This is a genomic window from Brucella sp. IR068, assembly GCF_049065885.1.
Lineage (GTDB): Bacteria > Pseudomonadota > Alphaproteobacteria > Rhizobiales > Rhizobiaceae > Brucella > Brucella intermedia.
The window spans coordinates 83,749-99,287 of sequence record NZ_JBAKHE010000007.1 but is presented as its reverse complement, the minus strand read 5'-3'; the positions used below and the strand labels follow the sequence as shown (position 1 = coordinate 99,287).

Genomic DNA, 15,539 nt, shown 5'->3' with positions numbered 1-15,539 from the left:
AACCACCATGACAGATGTAATCGTCCGCGACAGCAATGGCACCCAATTGAATGACGGCGATTCCGTCACGCTCATCAAGGACCTGAAGGTGAAGGGAACCTCCACCACATTGAAGCGGGGAACGCTGGTCAAGGGCATTCGCCTTACCGGAAACCCGGCGGAAGTCGATTGCAGCACCAAGCAGGTCAAGGGATTGGTGTTGCGGACCGAGTTTCTGAAAAAAGCCTAGGCCTCTTCCAGAGCTCGTGCTGTGACTGCAAGGTCAGGCATCGATCTCCACGCGGCCGCGCGGGCGGCTGCAGCAGGCGAGGATATAGCCCTCCGCGATCTCGTCATCGCGGATGCCGCCATTGTGGTTCATTTCGGTCTCGCCGCCGAGGCACTTCACCTTGCAGGTGCCGCAGATGCCGAACTCGCAGGCGCTCGGAATCTTGAGCCCGCCATTGCGTGCCGCAAGCAGGATCGTGTCGTTTTCCGTGCATTCCACTTCCACGCCGGAAAGGCTGAAGACGACGCTGGCGGACGCTACCGCCGGGGCGGCGGGGGCTGCCGCAGCCGTCTCGGAAAGTGTTGAAGGCACCGGCACCGACGAAATCTCGCTCGCCGGATTAAAGCTTTCCTGATGGTAGTTGGCCATGTTGAAGCCGGCATCTTCCAGCAGGCCGCGCACACCGTTCATGAACGGCTCCGGCCCGCAGCAGAAAACCGTGCGGTGCAGGAAATCTGGCGCAAGCAGTTCGAGCCGGGCGCGGTCGATGCGCCCGTGCAGGCCCGGCCAGACATGGCGCGCCGAGGATTGCTCGACGATAAAGGCCAGCCGCATGGCTTCCATGCGGCCCGAAAGCAGTTCCAGCTCCCGGCGGAAAATGATGTCGTCCGGCGTGCGGGCGCAGTTGATGAAGGCGACGTCGGTGGCAGGCGCACAATCGAAGAGCCAGCGGGTCATGGAGACCATCGGCGTTATGCCTGAACCGGCGGAGACGAAGAGATATTTTTCGCCGGGATGGTTGGCGAGCGAGAAGTCGCCATTCGGCCCGTAAGCCTTGATCTTCATCGGCGGGCGCAGATTGTCGAGCATCCAGCGCGTGCCGATGCTGCCCTTCTGCGCCTTGACGGTGACGGAGATATGGTAGGGACGGGAAGGGGTCGAGGACAGCGTATAGGTCCGCAGCACCGGCCCCAGCCCGTCGGCCCGTTCAATCGGCAGTTCAAGGGTGACGAACTGGCCCGGCGTATAGCGGAACCAGTTGTCCTCGGCAGTCTTGAAGGAGAAGGTCATGACGTCTGGCGCTTCTTCGATGGCCGAAATGCATTCCAGCATCTGCAACCTGTCGTTCCACGGCAGCATCTCATCCAGATATTTCAGAGGCTGCATGGCCTTCTCACTTCTCGCTTCGTATTACGGTATCAGGCGACGCGGCTAAGCTTTGCCGCTTCGCCACGCAGGCGCGGCGTCATTGTGTTGGTGTACCATTCGAGGAACTGCATCACGCCGCCTTCATGTTCGACCGAGTAAGGGCCGGGCTGATAGGCGGGCGACCGGATGCCGACGGCGTTTTCTTCCACGATCTGCCGGTCCTGATCGTTTGTCTGTATCCAGACATGGGTCAGTTCGTCGAGATCGTAATCCACACCTTCAACAGCATCCTTGTGAACGAGCCATTTGGTGGTGACAAGCGTTTCCTCGGCGCTGATCGGCAGAACGCGGAAGGAAATCGCGTGGTCCGCCATCAGATGGTTCCAGGTCGACGGATAGTTGAACAGCAGCATGGCGCCGATATTCGTGCCGCCAGCCACCTGATCGCTCAGATGCTTCTTCACCGCCGCCTTGCCGGACATCGTGTAGCTCACCGCGTCGCGCAGGAGCGGGATGCGGGTGATGCGATAGCGGCCGTCTTCCGACATGTTGAATTGTGCTGGCAGGCCGACGCTGGCGCAGTTCTTCCAGAGCTGGTTGATCTCCGGATCTTCCATGACGCCCTGCACGCCGGTTGCCGACGGCGCTTCTGGATAGGTGCGGCAGAGTTCGGGATGGTTGGCGGCGCAGTGATAGCACTCGCGATTGTTTTCCCAGACGAGCTTCCAGTTGCCCTTCTCGATGATCGAGCTTTCGAAGGCGACCTTCGCGTCCTTGATGTTGTGCGGTGCGAGATAAGGCTCGACCAGATTGCGGAAGGAAGCAAAGTCGGGGGCTTCGTCGGCCACGCAGACATAGATATAGCCGGCGACGGTTTCACAATGAACCGGCTTCAGGCCGTATTCGGCTGGCTTGAAGTCCGGGCCGACCTGACGCGCGAAGAGCAGGCGTCCGTCCAGTTCGTAAGTCCACTGGTGGTAGGGACAGACGAGCTTCGCGGCAGTGCCCTTTTCGGCAGCGCAAATGCGCGAGCCGCGATGGCGGCAGGAATTGTGGAAAGCACGAATGCCGCCCTGCGCGTCGCGAACGATGACGACAGGGTAAGCGCCGATCTGCACGGTCATGTAGGAACCGGTCTTCGGCAGCTCGCAGTCGTGGCCGACAAACAGCCAGTCCTTGTAGAAAATGTTGTCCAGATCCTGCTTGTAATATTCAGGATCGGTGTAGAATTTCTGCTCCAGGCTGAAATTGGGGTCGCGCCCGGTCAACAGCCCCAGCATTTCGTTGCGAACGTCCATAGCCTCGAACCCTTGCTTTCCATCTTGATCGGCCCTTCTGCTGTTCTCGCAGCGACTATGGCTCGATCCGGTGTTCCCTTTGTCTTCCGGAAGCACGGCTTGTCCCGTTATCTCAATGGCTTGCCCACATCTCCCGAGGTCTGTGAACTGGCTTCCGTTATCCTGATTCAATCACTGAACTATTCTAAACGCGCATTGGGATGCGACATGGTTTTCGCGTAAAGACGACACGCCAAAATGTCGCTTTTGCGGCGCAGCCAGATCATCGCAAATGTGTGTTACATGCGCCTGCGGAGCGTTTCCGGGATTGCAAATTGGTTTAAAAGCCAGTTACCACGTCAACCATATCCCAATTGTTTCATTCCATGGGAGGCTCGGTGGCCATGAAACGTTCTGAAATCAACGAAATCATCCGCGAAAGCGACGCATTCATCCGTTCTTTCGGCTATGTCATGCCGCCCTTTGCCTATTGGTCGCCCGAGGAACTGAAGGCACGCACCTCGTCTGATGCGCGTGCAATCCGCGATGCGCGTCTCGGCTGGGATATTACGGACTACGGACAGGGAAAGTTCGCCGATCTCGGACTGTTCCTCTTCACCACGCGCAACGGCAATGCCGAGGACCTCAAGCGCGGCGGTGGCATGCTCTATGCCGAAAAGATCATGATCTCGCGCAAGAACCAGCTTTCCCCGATGCATCGCCATGTGGTGAAGGCGGAAGACATCATCAATCGTGGTGGCGGCACGCTGGTGCTCGAACTGTTCAATTCGCGGTCCGACGGCAGCGTGGACAAGGAAACCGACGTGACGGTTGCAACCGACGGACGCCTTGTGACGCAGAAGGCCGGCGCTCACTTGAAGCTTCAGCCGGGTGAAAGCGTGACACTGCTGCCCGGCAACTGGCATGCCTTCTGGGGCGAGGGCGGTGACGTGTTGATCGGTGAAGTTTCGACCGTCAATGACGACCTGACTGATAATATTTTCCGCGAGCCGATCGGCCGCTTTTCGAATATCGAAGAAAACGAGAAGCCGCTGCATCTGCTGGTGTCGGACTACGACAAATGGCTGTGATGCTACCGATATTTCGGTTCTGGCAGCCTGCAAATGGTGTTGTTTGACGCTTCCGGTCCGCATGTAACTTTAAGTGAACGATGCTCCGGTTCTCTAACGCCTCCATTTCCGGCAAACCGGAGCCGGAATCTCATCAGGCTCTCGCGAATGCAAACTGAAGGACTGAACATATGAAGCTGGCGATGATCGGAACGGGCTATGTGGGGCTGGTTTCGGGTGTGTGTTTTGCCGAATTCGGCTTTCACGTCACCTGCGTGGACAAGAATCCGTCGATCATCGAACGGCTGAAGGCCGGTAAGGTCACCATCTTCGAGCCGGGTCTCGATGAATTGATGACCCGCAACATTCGCGATGGCAGGCTGGAGTTCAGCACTGACCTTCCGGCAAGTGTCGCGGATGCCGATGTCATCTTCATCGCGGTAGGCACGCCATCCCGTCGCGGCGACGGCGAGGCGGATCTGCAATATATCGAGGCTGCTGCGGACGAAATCGCTGCCGCCATGAAGCCCGGCGCCGTCGTCGTCATCAAGTCGACAGTCGTAGTCGGCACCAATGCGCGCATACGCGACCGCATCAAGGCCGCCAATCCGGGTGTACCGTTCTCGATGGTGTCCAATCCGGAGTTTCTGCGGGAAGGTTCGGCGATCGAGGATTTCATGCGACCCGACCGTGTTGTCGTCGGCGTGGAGGACGAGCGCGGCAAGGCCGCAATGCAGCGCCTCTATCGTCCGCTTTACCTGCGTGAAACACCGATGGTCGTCACCTCGCTGGAAAATGCCGAAATCATCAAATATGCGGCCAATGCCTTTCTGGCCATGAAGGTGACTTTCATCAACGAGGTCGCCGACCTTTGCGAGAAGACCGGCGGCAATGTGCAGGAAGTGGCTCGCGCCATCGGTATGGATAATCGTATTGGCTCCAAGTTCCTGCATGCCGGACCGGGTTTCGGCGGATCGTGCTTCCCGAAAGATACGCGCGCCTTTGCTGCAACCGGCAAGAAATACGAGGCGCGTCAGTCGCTGATCGAGCAGGTTATAGCGGTCAATGAAACCCGCAAGCAATCCATGGCGGAACGGATCGTGACCGCCGCCAAGGAGAGCGGTGCGGACAGGGTTGCTGTTCTAGGCGTCGCCTTCAAGCCGAACACCGACGATATTCGCGAGTCTCCCGCGCTCGACATTATCGCGGCCATTCAGAAGGCCGGAATCAGGGTTCAGGCGCACGATCCGGAAGCTATGGACGCGGCCCGGGCGGTGCTGCCCGATGTTGTCTGGTGCAATTCAGCCTACGAAGCTGTAGAGGGGGCGGGTGTCGTGGCTCTGCTGACGGAATGGAACGCCTATCGTGCGCTCGATCTGAAACGGGTGGCGGGTGTCATGGCCGGAAATGTGCTGATCGATCTGCGCAATGTCTACAAGGCCGAGGACATTGCCGGTACCGGGCTTGACTATCGCTCAGTGGGCCGGACGCTGAGGGCCTAAAAACAATAATTCTGAACCGGGGAGTTTACTCCCCGGCTGTCAGCCGCTTCTTTTCGTTGGCGATGAGCCAGAGATTGCGGATATAGACGATGAGGCCGAGGCCCTGACCGGCGATGAAGACCGGGTCCTTGCGCTGGATGGCATAGATCAGCAGCAAAGCGCCGCCGAACAGCGAGAAGAACCAGAAGGCCACCGGCATGACGCTGCGCCTTGCCTTTTCGGATGCGAGCCACTGCACCACGAAGCGCATGGTGAAACAGGCCTGGGCGACAAAGCCCAGCACGATCCAGCCATCCCATTGCGCCACGAAAACGTCGTGCAGCCACTGCGACAGGCTGTTGAAAATATCAGTCATGGGTGATCTCCCTCACGCGAGGAACGACCTTGCGGCGCTTGCGCAGCCACCAGACGCCATAAAGGTCCAGAATGCCGCGCATTCCACGGTCCAGAATGCCGTAATTGGATTTGCCGTGGCGGCGTTCGCGATCGACCACGTCGACATGCACCACATCGTAGCCTTCGCGCAGCGCCAGCGCAGGAAGGTAGCGATGCCAGCCATCGAAGAACGGCAGTTGCCGGAACAGGTCGGTATGCAGCGCTTTCAGGCCGCAGCCGGAATCGCGCGTCTTGTCCTTGAGGATCGCGCCGCGCAGATTATTGGCAAAGCGCGACGACAACTGCTTGAGTTTCGTATCCGTGCGCTTGAGGCGCTGTCCCGCTGCAATGCCGTAATCCGGTCCGGCTTTGATCAGCGCATCCGCCAGAACGGGGAGATAGGCGGGATTGTTCTGCCCGTCGCCATCCATGGTCACGACGATCTTGCCGCGCGCCGCGAAGACACCGGAGCGCACTGCGGCGCTCTGGCCCGATGAACGATCATGGCGCAGATGGCGAAGCGGCTTGCCTGCATGGATGCGGCCCGCGAGTACGTCGCTGGTCGAGTCCGTCGAACCGTCGTCTACGACGATGACTTCGTATGCGCGGCCCTGCATGGCGGCATCGACTTCATCCAGCAGAAAGGCAAGATTGTCGGCTTCGTTGCGGCAGGGGATAACCACAGAAATCGTCGGTGTGTCCAAGCGGAGTGTTCCTTCATTCCTCGCGCCATCTGCTTAAGCCCGGCTTACCTGCCCGGAAACCCGATAGCGCGCAAGGCGCGCTGCATAGCATTGATTGCATGGCAAAGCCAAGACGGTTCAAGTAATCGTGAGTTCTGGCCCGGATAATAACTCGATTGATCGGTTGACTGCCGTTTTCTAGCTGGTCAATGCCGGTGACGGAAGAGCCTCCGCCAGCCAATCCAGAAAATTCTGCATCACCTGATCCCGGTTGGTCTCGTTGAGGCTTTCGTGGCGGGTGCCGGGAAGGATCGTGCAATCGACACGCTTGAAGCCCATCTTCCGCATTCTCTCCCCCAACTTCTGCACAGCGGCGCCGTTCGCCGTTGCCGGGTCTTCGGCGCCGCCAACCAGATTGAACGGCATGTCCCGCGGAACCTTTGAGAAATTGCGGTCGTCGGCCCCGCGCCGGATCAACCGGAAAATGTCGATCCACAGCGCCACGCTGGCGTCGAAGCCGCAAAGCGGATCGGCGATATAGGCATCGACCTCCGCTGCATCGTGCGAAAGCCAGTCGAACAGCGTGCGGTGGCCCTTTATGGACCGGCCCCAGGCGCGGAAGGTCATTTTCGGCAGAATGCTGCTTGGAACGTCCGAGCCTTTCAGCATGCGCTCCATATAAAGAAGTGCGAGTGCCGCAGCGCTTTGCGCTCCACCGTCAAAATTTGCATTCCAGACCGCCGCCGCATTCACTGTGTCGGCATGGTCCAGCACATAGTTCAGCGCGATCAGCCCGCCCATAGAATGGCCGAAAAGTACCACGGGCAAGCCCGGATGCTTCTCGTGAATGTGACGGTTGAGCGCCCGCACGTCCTCGATGGCCACGATATGGCCCTGCTTTTGCGCGAACGTGCCTCTCGGTGCATGAGCACCGATATTGGTGCCGTGCCCGCGATGGTCGTGAATATAGACGTGGCAGCCAGCCGCCGCGAGGGCGAAGGCGAAGCGTTCATATCGCGCCGAATGTTCGGCGAGGCCGTGGCACAGCTGGACAACCGCTCGCGGCATGGCGGCGCGGACGGTGCGGAACGGAAGTTCTGATTTGTCTGCGACCGGCAGATGATGAATGGTTTTGAACGTCATTTCGCCATCTGATTTTATGCCGTGCAAATAGTCAATCTCCCCGATGCAGCGTCGCTAAAACAGGCATTGGATCGACGGGTGAACGAATTTTAGGCAATAGCGTTTTTTGTGCAGATTCTGCTTGAAAAGCGCAAAAGCTTGGGCAAATCTAGCTTTGCAGACGGGGTTTTGAAGGGCATCCAGGGGCGTCTAGAGACAGAATTCACGTCATAACTTGCAGGCCGTCCGATGAAAGGGAGGAAACTTTCGCGGACGGTGGCCAGAGGGGAAACCGGGTGACGGAAATATCCGCGCCCGGTTTCATTATATTTGTTTCTCGAGCAGATGCGGACTGGTGGTTCCGGCTGCTTCCATTTCGCGGGTTGGCGTTTGCTTCCGGGGCATATTTGGCCTACATACGCCTCAGCAATTTCCGCGCGGTTCGACCTGATCGGCGACCCGCGCTTCTCAACCTGCGGAGACGACGCGCTTTATGGCACGCCAGTTCATTTATCACATGTCCGGCCTCAACAAGGCCTATGGCAACAAGAAGATTCTGGAGAACATTCATCTCTCCTTCTACCCTGACGCCAAGATCGGCATTCTCGGTCCCAACGGCGCCGGTAAGTCGACCGTGCTCAAGATCATGGCCGGTCTCGACAAGGAATATACCGGCGAGGCGTGGCTCGCCGAAGGCGCGACCTGCGGTTATCTCCCGCAGGAACCGGAACTCGATCCGTCCAAGGATGTGCTCGGCAATGTGATGGAAGGCGTCGCTGAGAAGAAGGCGATCATCGACCGTTACAACGAACTGATGATGAACTATTCCGACGAAACGGCGGATGAAGGCGCAAAGCTGCAGGACATCATCGACAGCCAGAACCTCTGGGATCTGGACAGCCAGGTGGAAATGGCCATGGAAGCGCTGCGCTGCCCTCCGGGCGATGCGGACGTGTCCAAGCTTTCGGGTGGTGAAAAGCGTCGCGTGGCGCTTTGCAAGCTTCTGCTTTCCAAGCCCGACCTGCTGCTTCTCGACGAACCGACCAACCATTTGGATGCCGAAACGACCGCATGGCTGGAAAAGCACCTGCGCGAATATCCGGGTTCGGTGCTGATCATCACCCACGACCGTTACTTCCTCGACAATGTGACGGGCTGGATTCTCGAGCTCGACCGTGGTCGCGGCATTCCGTATGAAGGCAACTATTCCGCCTATCTGGAAGCCAAGGCCAAGCGCATGCAGCAGGAAGGCCGCGAGGAAGCAGCGCGTGAAAAGGCGCTGTCGCGTGAACGCGAGTGGATTTCAGCAAGCCCGAAGGCGCGTCAGGCCAAGTCCAAGGCGCGTATCAAGGCCTATGACGAACTGGTCAAGAGCGCGGAAGAACGCCGCCCCGGCGACGCGCAGATCATCATCCCGGTGGGCGAGCGTCTGGGTCAGGTGGTCATCGAGGTTGAGAACCTGTCGAAGGGCTTTGGCGACCGCCTGCTGATCGACGATCTGAGCTTCAAACTTCCGGCTGGCGGCATTGTCGGGGTGATCGGCCCGAACGGCGCCGGTAAATCGACGCTCTTCAAGATGCTGACGGGGCAGGATCAGCCGGACAAGGGTTCGGTTCGCATCGGCGACACGGTTCACCTTTCCTATGTGGACCAGAGCCGCGACGCACTCGACGCCAACAAGACCGTATGGGAAGAAATTTCCGGCGGCAATGACGTCATCAAGCTCGGCAAGTTTGAAATGAACTCCCGCGCTTATTGCGGTGCGTTCAATTTCAAGGGCGGTGACCAGCAGCAGAAGGTCGGCAATCTTTCGGGCGGTCAGCGCAATCGCGTTCACTTGGCCAAGATGCTGAAATCCGGCGGCAATGTCCTGCTCCTCGACGAACCGACCAACGATCTCGATACGGAAACGCTCGGCGCGCTTGAAGATGCGCTCGAAAATTTCGCGGGCTGCGCCGTTATCATCAGCCACGATCGCATGTTCCTCGACCGCCTGGCGACGCACATCCTCGCATTCGAAGGCGACAGCCACGTCGAATGGTTCGAAGGAAACTTCGAGGATTACGAAGCCGACAAGATCCGCCGTCTTGGACCGGATAGCGTCAATCCCAAGCGGGTTACCTATAAGCCGCTCACTCGTTAATTACTCTCAAAAGGCCGGTGCATAGCGCCGGCCTTTTCGTTTGATGAAGGGAGACAGGATGAAAGACTGGTCCGCAAAGCAATATCTGAAGTTTGAAGACGAACGCAGTCGCCCGGCGCGTGATCTTCTGGCCCGGATACCGCTCGACGCGCCGCGCAAGGTTGTCGATATCGGCTGCGGCCCGGGCAATTCGACGGAGCTTCTGGCCGAACGTTGGCCAGACGCCCATGTCTCCGGCTTCGACACATCACCCGACATGATCGAAAAGGCCAGGGCGCGCCTGCCGCATGTTGATTTCACCATCGGCGACGTGACGAGCTTTGAGCCGGATGCGCAGACCGATGTTCTTTTCTCCAATGCCGTGTTCCAGTGGCTTCCCGATCACATCGCGCAGATGAAGCGCCTCTTGTCGCTGCTTCGTCCCGGCGCAGTGCTGGCCGTCCAGATGCCGGATAATATGGGTGAGCCCACGCATGTCGGCATGCGCGACGTGGCCAGAACGGAAGCCTTTGCCGCCAAGATCGGCACCGAGGGCAGGGAGCCTTTGCCGCCGGTGGCGGAATATTACAACGCACTGGCCAGCCAGGCTGCACGGATCGATCTATGGCATACGATCTATAACCATCCGCTGGATGGCGTGGATGCCATTGTGGAATGGGTGAAGGGGACAGGTTTGCGGCCTTTTCTCGATCCGCTCGATGAGCAGGAACAGGCCGACTATCTGGAGGCCTACAAAGAGCAGATCGCGCCGCATTATCCAGCGACGGTCGACGGAAAAGTGCTGTTGCGTTTTCCGCGTATTTTTCTGGTCGCTCAAAAGAAATAACTGTCTCAAAGGTCGCTCCACACGGGGAATTGATCGATTGCCCGTGCGGGCGATCTCAATTATTTATTTGTTATTTCAAAGGGTTGCATCGTCTCTGGAACAGGCGGCGCTGCCAGCCGTTTCATTTAGCAATTTCTCATATTGTAATAGATTGCATGCAAACGATTTTGTTCCTATGGTCTGGCCGCATCCTGAAACCGCTCTAGATATGGAGCCTGTGATCGCAACGCCGTGATGCGTTTCATCCCGTCGCGATTTCGTTCAGGAGGCCGGTTTCGATGCTCTTGCTCCGTTTATATTCTTCGTTGGGAATGAACACCGAGACCGCCGGTTCAAGGACCGTCTGTCATCGCCAGCGATTCAGACGGCATGATTTTGACCGGGAGGACATTTCAAATGCGAGGCTGCCTTTCGACTGAAACGCGGATCGCTTTTTATGTTTGTGAAGTGAAACAATCGCCGATTTCGGTCATCCCGCATGGGACCGGCGGCTTGCGGGCTGTTCGACAACTGCCCGCTATCGGGAGTTTTCAGAATGAACAATGCAGAAATGCATGCTGACGCCAATGGCGAGATCGAAGCGGCACATGATGCCCATGACACGCGCCGCCGCGTCTTTGCCATCGTGGCCAGCGCATCGGGCAATCTGGTGGAGTGGTACGATTTTTACGTCTATTCCTTCGGCGCGCTTTACTTTGCGTCGCAGTTTTTTCCCGCCGAAGACCAGACCAGCCAGTTGTTGAACGCGGCTGCGATTTTTGCGGCTGGTTTCCTCATGCGCCCTATCGGCGGCTGGCTCTTTGGCCGCATTGCCGATAGGCTCGGCCGACGCACATCCATGCTGATTTCGGTCACGATGATGTGCCTCGGTTCTTTCGCGATCGCCATTCTGCCGACCTATCAGAGCATTGGCATTGCGGCACCATTCCTGTTGCTGATTGTGCGGCTTTTGCAGGGGCTTTCCGTCGGTGGCGAATACGGCACCACCGCTACCTATATGAGCGAGGTGGCGTTGGCCGGTCGTCGTGGCTTCTTTTCCTCGTTCCAGTATGTCACGCTGATCGGCGGGCAGTTGCTTGCCGTTCTGGTGATCGTGGTGCTGCAGTTCTTCCTGACATCGGATGAGCTTCACGCCTGGGGCTGGCGCATTCCTTTCGCCATTGGCGGTGTCGCGGCCATCGTGGCGCTTTTCCTGCGGCGGACCCTTCACGAGACCTCGACGGAAGAAACCCGCAGCAACAAGGCAGCGGGCAGCTTCGCCAATATCTGGAAGAACCACCGCAAGGCTTTCCTCGTTGTGGTCGGCTTCACGGCTGGCGGTTCGCTCGCCTTCTATACCTTCACCACCTATATGCAGAAATATCTGGTCAACACGGCTGGCATGAGCAAGGAAACGGCCAGCGAAACCATGACCGTCGTGCTGCTGGTCTATATGCTGATGCAGCCGCTCTTTGGCGCATTGTCCGACAAGATCGGGCGCAAGACGATGATGATCGGGTTTGGCGGCATTTCCATCCTGACGACGATTCCGCTCCTGACGCTGATCGGTTCGGTTCAGAGTCCGCTCTGGGCGTTCATCTATATCGTGATCGCGCTGGCGATCGTCAGCATGTACACCTCCATCAGCGGCATCGTGAAGGCAGAACTGTTTCCGGCGGAAGTGCGGGCGCTGGGCGTCGGCTTTTCCTATGCCATCGCCAACGCTATTTTTGGCGGCACGGCGGAATATGTGGCGCTGTGGTTCAAGCAGCAGGGCATGGAAAGCGGCTTCTTCTGGTATGTGACCGTGATCATGGTGGTAGTCTTCGTCGTCAGTATCGTGATGCCGAACCCGCGCACGCACGGCTATCTGCAAGGGCACGGTTCGGTCGATTGACATTCGCCAAGCTGGAATATTTTCAGGCCCGGATCGGTACGATTGCGGGCCTGAATGCATTGTGTGGCCTTGCATTCCGCGATGCGCTATCATCCGGGAGTTTTTATGGGGCGTTTTCATGAAATATTTTCTGAGATCAGAGCATTTCAAGCAAAGGCATAATGCGTTCGCGGTCCCGTTTTTGGGGGCGGCCCTATTCATGGTGCTGCTTACTTTCCCTGCTCATGCGGTGCTCGCACCGAATGTCGAGGCAGGCCGGGAACTCGCCTCCGTGACCGAGGCGGTCGGAAAGCGCTTTCCGGGCCAGCCCATCCAGAGTATCACCCGACAGGATTCCGGTTCTTACGATGTCCGGGTCGGAACATGCAGGTTGAAGGCCAGGATCGTCACCCTGCCGACACCGCAAGGCATGGTTGGTCCACGGCAATATACCGTGCGGTTGACCCGGCCCAAATGTGCGGCGGCAAAACAGTAAATCCCGGCTGGTTTACATCTGTACGACTTCATCGTCCTCCGGCGAGACGAGCCGTGTGGAGCGCCACTCCGTGAGTTTCGCGTTGATCGCATCCAAAACGAAGAACCGTGCCGAATCCCTGTCATAGCCTTCGTCGCGCAGCGCGTCGTAATCGGTGTGGGAATGGCGCACATGCGCAACGGTCGCGAGCCACACGGCAGTGGAAGGCGGCAGCGTCTTCATATGCGGAGCAAGTGCTGCGGCGCGGATAGGTTCGGAGTCCGAATAGGGGACGGCCGGAAGCAGAAGCGTCAGGGACTTGGCGATTGCCTTCTGGCGATTGGTGCCTGCGCTCATTCTGCTCTCCTTCCATATCCGCATGCGCCTGAAAATCCGAACCGATTTCAGGAAGCACGACGCTTGGCTTCCTGTCTGGAACGTTTTTCGTGCATCCGTAAGGCGTGGGGCGCTCGTTTGCGAATCCCTTACGCCGCCATTCTGCATGAAAAGTCCTTGCGTCAAAATTGTTTTCCATATAAACATATCTTTATGTCTTTTAGTCAGCCCGAGGGCCAAGTGATGAGCAGTTTGCAGCTGCAACTCGATCAGATGGTGGATGTGTTGAAGGCGGTGGCGGAGCCAAGCCGCTTGCGCATTCTGGCGCTGTTGGCGCGGGGCGACCTGACCGTTTCGGACCTCACGACGATATTGGGGCAATCCCAGCCGCGTGTTTCGCGTCATCTGAAGCTGCTGGCCGAAGCTGATCTGATCGATCGCTATCAGGAAGGGGCGTGGGCCTATTTCCGTCTCGCTGACAATGTGATCAGCGGTGATCTGGCGCGCGGGCTTCTGGCGCGCCTCGACAGTGCCGATGCGCTGGTCGAGCGCGACATGGAGCGCCTGTCGCAGGTGAAGTCCAGCCGTCAGGAAAAGGCAGCCGCCTATTTCAGCGCCAATGCCGGCAGCTGGGATCAGATACGCAAGCTGCATGTGCCCGAAGACGCGGTCGAAGTGGCGCTCAAGAAAATAGTCGGCGACAAGCCGTTTCAGGCCATGCTGGATGTCGGCACGGGTACGGGCCGGTTGCTGGAGCTTTTTGCGCCGCTTTACCTTCGCGGCGTCGGTATCGACATCAATCGCGACATGCTTGCCGTGGCGCGGGCCAATCTCGATCTGGCGGCAATCGGCAATGCCCAGGTTCGTCAGGGCGATGTCTATGCGCTGCCTGTCGAGCGCGAGAGTTTCGATCTGGTGACCATTCATCAGGTTCTGCACTTTCTTGACGACCCGCTGGCTGCGATCAGGGAAGGCGCGCGGGCGCTGCGCCCCAACGGGCGGCTGCTGATCGTCGATTTTGCACCGCACAGGCTTGAGTTCCTGCGCGAGGAGCACGCGCATCTGCGGCTTGGCTTCAGCGACGAGCAGATGCTGGGCTGGATGAGGGATGCCGGTCTTGAACCGGAAAAGACACTGGAGCTGGAGCCGAAGGCTACCAACGGAGATCAGGGGCTGACAGTGAAGCTGTGGCTTGCCCGCGATCCGCGCCTTCTGATCGCCGACCCGGTGTCGAAAACGATAGAGCGCGTTTCGGCTTGATGAAGTCAGACGGAAGCACACTCTAAATATTTGTATTCACGGCATTATGCGACGCCCGATGTTTCCATCTGGCTGCAAAATGCTCCGAGCATGACGGAGACAGTTTGATGGGTTTTTACGGTCTTTCCCGCCGACCGGACGTTGGCCAGACCACCCGGGTATCGTTCGAATTCTTCCCTCCCAAGACGGAAGAAATGGAACAGCGTCTCTGGGATACGGTCACGCGGCTCGCCCCGTTGCAGCCTGAATTCGTTTCGGTGACCTATGGCGCCGGTGGTTCCACGCGGGAACGCACGGCGCGCACCGTTGCGCGCATTCTCAAGGAAACCGACGTCAAGCCCGCCGCGCATCTGACCTGCGTGGATGCGACGCGTGAGGAAGTCGACCGTGTGGTGCGTGAATTCGCAGCGTTTGGCGTTAATCGTTTCGTGGCGCTGCGCGGTGATCCGGCGGCGGGTATAGGCGAAAAATATGTGCCGACGCCGGGCGGCTACCAGAACGGTGCCGAACTGGTCTCCGGCCTGCGCAATATTGCGGATTTCGACATTTCAGTTTCCGCCTATCCTGAAAAGCATCCGGAAAGCCCGGATTTTGCAACTGATATCGATATGCTGAAACGCAAGGTCGATAATGGTGCGACGCGCGCCATCACCCAGTTCTTCTTCGAGAACGATCTTTACGAGCGTTATGTCGAGCGGGTTCGCCGCGCAGGCATCTACATCCCCATCGTTCCGGGCGTGCTGCCGGTACACAACTTCAAGCAGGTCAAGAATTTCTGCGCGCGGTCGGCGACGCATATTCCGGCCTGGCTGGCCGAGCGTTTCGACGGGCTGGACAACGATCCGCAGACGCACCAGCTGGTGGCAGCCGCAATTGCCGCCGAACAGGTGATGGATCTGATCGAACGCGGCGTGCAGGATTTCCATTTCTACACGATGAATCGCGCCGATCTGCCCTTTGCGATCTGCCATATGATCGGCATAAGGCCGAAGGCGGAAGCAGCGCTGGAAATGGCCTGAAACAAAAGAAAGTCCGGCGATTTCGCCGGGCTTTCTCGTTTCCGTGCGGGTCGACCTATCCTCAAAAACCGAAGCCGCCGTAATGGTTTAGGCCATTTCCCTTAGAGCATTTCCTGTTTAGGCTGGTGTCTTTATCCCGAAACCGGTTCCCACTTTCGGGAGACATACTCTAAGGGATGACCCCTGCTATCAACGCTGCAACAAATGCAAATGCCGCACAGATCATGAGGACATTCAAA

The 15,539-nt window shown here is 58.3% G+C and carries 15 protein-coding genes; 9 read left to right on the top strand and 6 right to left on the bottom strand.

All coding sequences use genetic code 11. The features are described 5' to 3' along the window. The first annotated feature begins 7 nt into the window (after positions 1-7). A complete protein-coding gene (locus tag ACOWVS_RS13540; protein WP_006467255.1) occupies positions 8-229 on the top strand; it encodes an alkylphosphonate utilization protein in 222 nt (73 codons plus the stop codon). 33 nt (positions 230-262) lie between these two features. Here ACOWVS_RS13540 and ACOWVS_RS13535 read toward each other — a convergent pair whose 3' ends face one another. Both ACOWVS_RS13535 and ACOWVS_RS13530 read right to left on the bottom strand, forming a co-directional pair. After that, the gene (locus ACOWVS_RS13535) at positions 263-1,375 is read right to left on the bottom strand and encodes a hybrid-cluster NAD(P)-dependent oxidoreductase (protein WP_006467254.1); all 1,113 of its coding nucleotides are present in this window, start codon (positions 1,373-1,375) and stop codon (positions 263-265) included. A 32-nt stretch (positions 1,376-1,407) separates the two neighbouring features. Beyond that, complete coding sequence (locus ACOWVS_RS13530; RefSeq protein ID WP_021586906.1) at positions 1,408-2,655, bottom strand: aromatic ring-hydroxylating oxygenase subunit alpha; 1,248 nt, start codon at positions 2,653-2,655, stop codon at positions 1,408-1,410. A 383-nt stretch (positions 2,656-3,038) separates the two neighbouring features. Here ACOWVS_RS13530 and ACOWVS_RS13525 point away from each other — a divergent pair, with 383 nt between their 5' ends. After that, positions 3,039-3,725 carry a D-lyxose/D-mannose family sugar isomerase gene (locus ACOWVS_RS13525; protein ID WP_021586905.1) on the top strand — a complete coding sequence of 229 codons (687 nt, stop codon included), beginning with the start codon at positions 3,039-3,041 and terminating at the stop codon, positions 3,723-3,725. A gap of 170 nt (positions 3,726-3,895) precedes the next feature. Beyond that, entirely contained in the window at positions 3,896-5,206 is a 1,311-nt protein-coding gene (locus ACOWVS_RS13520; protein WP_021586904.1) for a UDP-glucose dehydrogenase family protein, read from the top strand. 25 nt (positions 5,207-5,231) lie between these two features. On the opposite strand, the gene ACOWVS_RS13515 is transcribed toward ACOWVS_RS13520, so the two are convergent. The 3 genes from ACOWVS_RS13515 to ACOWVS_RS13505 all read right to left on the bottom strand — a co-directional run bounded on the left by ACOWVS_RS13515 (position 5,232) and on the right by ACOWVS_RS13505 (position 7,407). After that, on the bottom strand, positions 5,232-5,561 hold the full coding sequence (locus ACOWVS_RS13515) for a lipid-A-disaccharide synthase N-terminal domain-containing protein (protein ID WP_006467250.1): 330 nt from the start codon (positions 5,559-5,561) through the stop codon (positions 5,232-5,234). Continuing rightward, positions 5,554-6,285 (bottom strand): glycosyltransferase family 2 protein, encoded by a 732-nt coding sequence (locus ACOWVS_RS13510; protein ID WP_006467249.1) that lies wholly within the window; start codon positions 6,283-6,285, stop codon positions 5,554-5,556. The genes ACOWVS_RS13515 and ACOWVS_RS13510 overlap by 8 nt, the downstream gene beginning before the upstream one ends. Before the next feature lie 177 nt (positions 6,286-6,462). Further along, positions 6,463-7,407, bottom strand: coding sequence for an alpha/beta fold hydrolase (locus ACOWVS_RS13505; protein ID WP_021586903.1), 945 nt, complete (start codon positions 7,405-7,407; stop codon positions 6,463-6,465). A 472-nt stretch (positions 7,408-7,879) separates the two neighbouring features. Between ACOWVS_RS13505 and ettA the strand changes: the two genes are divergently transcribed. The 4 genes from ettA to ACOWVS_RS13485 all read left to right on the top strand — a co-directional run bounded on the left by ettA (position 7,880) and on the right by ACOWVS_RS13485 (position 12,706). Next, entirely contained in the window at positions 7,880-9,529 is a 1,650-nt protein-coding gene (ettA, locus tag ACOWVS_RS13500) for an energy-dependent translational throttle protein EttA (protein WP_021586902.1), read from the top strand. Between the two features lie 58 nt (positions 9,530-9,587). Next, positions 9,588-10,355, top strand: coding sequence for a trans-aconitate 2-methyltransferase (gene tam, locus ACOWVS_RS13495; protein WP_021586901.1), 768 nt, complete (start codon positions 9,588-9,590; stop codon positions 10,353-10,355). A 535-nt stretch (positions 10,356-10,890) separates the two neighbouring features. Further along, a complete protein-coding gene (locus ACOWVS_RS13490) occupies positions 10,891-12,231 on the top strand; it encodes an MFS family transporter (RefSeq protein WP_021586900.1) in 1,341 nt (446 codons plus the stop codon). A gap of 199 nt (positions 12,232-12,430) precedes the next feature. Continuing rightward, a complete protein-coding gene (locus ACOWVS_RS13485; protein ID WP_235694383.1) occupies positions 12,431-12,706 on the top strand; it encodes a hypothetical protein in 276 nt (91 codons plus the stop codon). 12 nt (positions 12,707-12,718) lie between these two features. Here the strand turns inward: ACOWVS_RS13485 and ACOWVS_RS13480 are convergent, their stop codons facing one another. Then, positions 12,719-13,042, bottom strand: coding sequence for a DUF2293 domain-containing protein (locus tag ACOWVS_RS13480; RefSeq protein WP_021586898.1), 324 nt, complete (start codon positions 13,040-13,042; stop codon positions 12,719-12,721). 222 nt (positions 13,043-13,264) lie between these two features. On the opposite strand from ACOWVS_RS13480, the gene ACOWVS_RS13475 reads away from it, so the two are divergent. Together ACOWVS_RS13475 and metF are read left to right on the top strand one after the other, a co-directional pair. Further along, positions 13,265-14,281 carry an ArsR/SmtB family transcription factor gene (locus ACOWVS_RS13475; RefSeq protein WP_021586897.1) on the top strand — a complete coding sequence of 339 codons (1,017 nt, stop codon included), beginning with the start codon at positions 13,265-13,267 and terminating at the stop codon, positions 14,279-14,281. A 107-nt stretch (positions 14,282-14,388) separates the two neighbouring features. Further along, the gene (gene metF / locus ACOWVS_RS13470; protein WP_021586896.1) at positions 14,389-15,300 is read left to right on the top strand and encodes a methylenetetrahydrofolate reductase [NAD(P)H]; all 912 of its coding nucleotides are present in this window, start codon (positions 14,389-14,391) and stop codon (positions 15,298-15,300) included. Positions 15,301-15,539 lie beyond the last annotated feature (239 nt).

What these genes read in the sequence shown, in the direction of transcription:
- ACOWVS_RS13540 (WP_006467255.1), top strand. Translation starts at nt 8, where the DNA reads ATGACAGATGTAATCGTCCGCGACAGCAATGGCACCCAATTGAATGAC.
- ACOWVS_RS13535 (WP_006467254.1), bottom strand. Translation starts at nt 1,375, where the DNA reads ATGCAGCCTCTGAAATATCTGGATGAGATGCTGCCGTGGAACGACAGG.
- ACOWVS_RS13530 (WP_021586906.1), bottom strand. Translation starts at nt 2,655, where the DNA reads ATGGACGTTCGCAACGAAATGCTGGGGCTGTTGACCGGGCGCGACCCC.
- ACOWVS_RS13525 (WP_021586905.1), top strand. Translation starts at nt 3,039, where the DNA reads ATGAAACGTTCTGAAATCAACGAAATCATCCGCGAAAGCGACGCATTC.
- ACOWVS_RS13520 (WP_021586904.1), top strand. Translation starts at nt 3,896, where the DNA reads ATGAAGCTGGCGATGATCGGAACGGGCTATGTGGGGCTGGTTTCGGGT.
- ACOWVS_RS13515 (WP_006467250.1), bottom strand. Translation starts at nt 5,561, where the DNA reads ATGACTGATATTTTCAACAGCCTGTCGCAGTGGCTGCACGACGTTTTC.
- ACOWVS_RS13505 (WP_021586903.1), bottom strand. Translation starts at nt 7,407, where the DNA reads ATGACGTTCAAAACCATTCATCATCTGCCGGTCGCAGACAAATCAGAA.
- ettA (WP_021586902.1), top strand. Translation starts at nt 7,880, where the DNA reads ATGGCACGCCAGTTCATTTATCACATGTCCGGCCTCAACAAGGCCTAT.
- tam (WP_021586901.1), top strand. Translation starts at nt 9,588, where the DNA reads ATGAAAGACTGGTCCGCAAAGCAATATCTGAAGTTTGAAGACGAACGC.
- ACOWVS_RS13490 (WP_021586900.1), top strand. Translation starts at nt 10,891, where the DNA reads ATGAACAATGCAGAAATGCATGCTGACGCCAATGGCGAGATCGAAGCG.
- ACOWVS_RS13485 (WP_235694383.1), top strand. Translation starts at nt 12,431, where the DNA reads ATGGTGCTGCTTACTTTCCCTGCTCATGCGGTGCTCGCACCGAATGTC.
- ACOWVS_RS13480 (WP_021586898.1), bottom strand. Translation starts at nt 13,042, where the DNA reads ATGAGCGCAGGCACCAATCGCCAGAAGGCAATCGCCAAGTCCCTGACG.
- ACOWVS_RS13475 (WP_021586897.1), top strand. Translation starts at nt 13,265, where the DNA reads ATGAGCAGTTTGCAGCTGCAACTCGATCAGATGGTGGATGTGTTGAAG.
- metF (WP_021586896.1), top strand. Translation starts at nt 14,389, where the DNA reads ATGGGTTTTTACGGTCTTTCCCGCCGACCGGACGTTGGCCAGACCACC.